Consider the following 2,276-nt stretch of genomic DNA (forward strand, 5'->3'; position numbering starts at 1 on the left):
AGCGGGGTCAATGTTGGACGCCGATCCGGGGTCAAGATCCCGCGCCGGTTGACAAAGTACGGCGGCCTGGAGGTGTCGGAAGCGAAGCGGTTGCGGGCACTCGAGGAAGAGAACGCGCGGCTTAAGCGCCTGCTCGCGGACACGATGCTCGACAACGCGGGTCTGAAGGATCTGCTATCAAAAAATGGTAGCGCCCGCCGCGAAGCGACAAGCGGTCGCGCATTTCCAGGCGACGTTGGAGATGAGCGAGCGGCGGGCGTGTATGGTTGTCGGGGCGGATCGCACGAGCATGCGGTATCGTTCGTGCCGGGGCGATGATGGCGACCTGCGGTCGCGGCTATGCGAGCTGGCGCGGCAGCGCCGGCGGTTCGGCTATCGACGGCTGCATATCCTGCTGCGGCGGGACGGCATCACGATCAACTGACGTCCTCCCTGTTTTTTTAGCCCGCTTTGAGTGAGAGTATTCCGGCCCTTGTGAGCCTGCGGGCGAGGAGCTGGACATGAAGAAGTCGAGGTACACCGAGGAGCAGATCGCCTTCGCGCTGAGCAACCTAGACGCGGCACCGGCCGATCGGCTCCGGGATGAATGCGCTGTGCGTCAGCGGCGGCACGCTAACGGCTCAAGTAAGGAGGGATAACGCGACGCAGAAAACCGGGTGTCGCGGCATTGCGTCTCGAGATCTTCACTGGTATATACATGGCATATACAAAGGAGAGCGTGCCATGGCTCAGCCTTCAACAAGCACCAACGTGCGTGAAGCCAAGCTCTTCCGCAACAACCGCAGCCAAGCCGTACGCATCCCGGCCGAGTTCGAGTTTCCCGGCAACCGCGTTCTGATTCGCAAGGAAGGAACGAAGCTTATCATCGAGCCCGAGCCCAAGACGGAATTGATCGACGTGCTTCGCTCCCTGTCGCCTCTTAAAGCAGAGGACGACTTCCCAGCCAACCTAGACGTCACCTTGAAGCCGCTCAAGGCCGTCAACCTGTGAGCGCGCCGCACTACATGCTCGACACGAACATCGTGTCGGACCTGATGCGCAATCCGCAGGGTCGGGTGTTCGATCAGATCGCTCGGGTCGGTGGCGACCGGCTGTGCGTGAGCGTCATCACCGCAGCCGAGATACGCTATGGCTGCGCCAAGAAAGGGTCGGCGCGGCTGCTGGCCCAGGCCGAAGCGATCCTTGAAACCATAGAGATAATGCCGTTCGACGTCCCCGCAGACGCGGAGTATGGCGGTATCCGCTCCGAGCTGGAGGCGGCAGGCAAGACGATCGGCCCCAACGACCTTCTAATTGCCGCGCACGCTTATGCGCTCGGAACCACGTTGGTGACGGACAACGTCGATGAGTTCAGCCGCGTCCGAGGTCTCAACGTCGAGAATTGGCTAGCTGACGTTTAGGCCAAGCGCTCGTACTCGACGAGGCGTTCTAAGCGGGCTCCGTCCGGACTAAATACACCACCCCATGGCAGTCGGCGGCCGGATCGAGAGCCTAGAAAAACGGTCGTAGCGTCCAGATGAACAAGTGGCGGAAGTTGGGAACGGCAGCAAGGGCGCTGGATGGCGGATTTTGGGTAACAGCCGTTGCTAGCCGACTACCCGCAACGTCAAGGCTACTGGCCACCTGCCTCACGCTGCTTGGCGGCGCGCTCCGTCAGCGTCTCATCGAACCGCCCCTCGCGCTCGGCTTGGCGCAGGAACTGCACCTCGTCGACCAGGATCTCGCGCGGCGTCGCTTGCTGGGCGAACTGCGCGGCGACCGCGTCGAGCGGCATGTAGCCCGGGCGGTTCGCCTGTCCCGGCGTGAGGTCGGTCTGCACGCCCGGCGGTGCCAACTCGATCACTTCGACCTTGCCCGCCAGCTGAGTCCGCAGCGAGACGGTATAGGAGTGGATCGCTGCCTTGGTGGCCGAATAGGTCGGCGCCGCCACCAGCGGCGCATAGGCGAGCCCCGAAGTGACCGTGACGATCGCGGCGTCGGGCTGGCCCGTCAGATGGTTGACCAACGCGTTCGTCAGCCGGATCGGGCCGAGAACGTTGATCGCCAGCGTTGCTTCGGCATCGGCCAGGGTCAGGACCCATTGATGTGAGAGGTGCGATCTGATTCGGTCTCCCCAGGGAGACTGGGCATGAGCGATCTGTATTGGCTGACGGACGAGCAGATGGCGCGTCTGCAGCCGTACTTTCCCAAGAGCCACGGGAGGCCTCGGGTTGACGACCAGCGGGTGCTGAGCGGCATCGTTTTCGTCAACCGGAACGGCCTGCGATGGCGTGATG

General features: G+C 62.9%; 4 protein-coding genes and 1 pseudogene. 4 read left to right on the forward strand and 1 reads right to left on the reverse strand.

Going from position 1 to position 2,276, the window contains the following annotated elements; translation table 11 throughout:
• From ACFE7F_RS15860 to ACFE7F_RS15870, 3 genes and pseudogenes are all read left to right on the forward strand, one after another.
• Positions 1–421, forward strand: a pseudogene (locus ACFE7F_RS15860) (IS3 family transposase); the annotation flags it as partial.
• A 302-nt stretch (positions 422–723) separates the two neighbouring features.
• The gene (locus ACFE7F_RS15865; protein WP_375404811.1) at positions 724–990 is read left to right on the forward strand and encodes an antitoxin; all 267 of its coding nucleotides are present in this window, start codon (positions 724–726) and stop codon (positions 988–990) included.
• A gap of 14 nt (positions 991–1,004) precedes the next feature.
• Entirely contained in the window at positions 1,005–1,400 is a 396-nt protein-coding gene (locus ACFE7F_RS15870) for a type II toxin-antitoxin system VapC family toxin (protein WP_375404812.1), read from the forward strand.
• Between the two features lie 212 nt (positions 1,401–1,612).
• Here the strand turns inward: ACFE7F_RS15870 and ACFE7F_RS15875 are convergent, their stop codons facing one another.
• Positions 1,613–2,197: an SDR family NAD(P)-dependent oxidoreductase gene (locus ACFE7F_RS15875; protein ID WP_375404813.1), complete on the reverse strand. Its 585-nt coding sequence runs from the start codon at positions 2,195–2,197 to the stop codon at positions 1,613–1,615.
• Between ACFE7F_RS15875 and ACFE7F_RS15880 the strand changes: the two genes are divergently transcribed.
• On the forward strand, positions 2,129–2,276 hold a 148-nt coding region (locus tag ACFE7F_RS15880), incomplete at its 3' end, for a transposase (RefSeq protein WP_375404814.1). The genes ACFE7F_RS15875 and ACFE7F_RS15880 overlap by 69 nt on opposite strands.

It is taken from the genome of uncultured Sphingomonas sp., assembly GCF_964235535.1.
Lineage (GTDB): Bacteria > Pseudomonadota > Alphaproteobacteria > Sphingomonadales > Sphingomonadaceae > Sphingomonas.

Bases quoted from the DNA above. Each gene is read 5' to 3' on its own strand.
- ACFE7F_RS15865 (WP_375404811.1), top strand. From the start codon at position 724: ATGGCTCAGCCTTCAACAAGCACCAACGTGCGTGAAGCCAAGCTCTTC.
- ACFE7F_RS15870 (WP_375404812.1), top strand. From the start codon at position 1,005: ATGCTCGACACGAACATCGTGTCGGACCTGATGCGCAATCCGCAGGGT.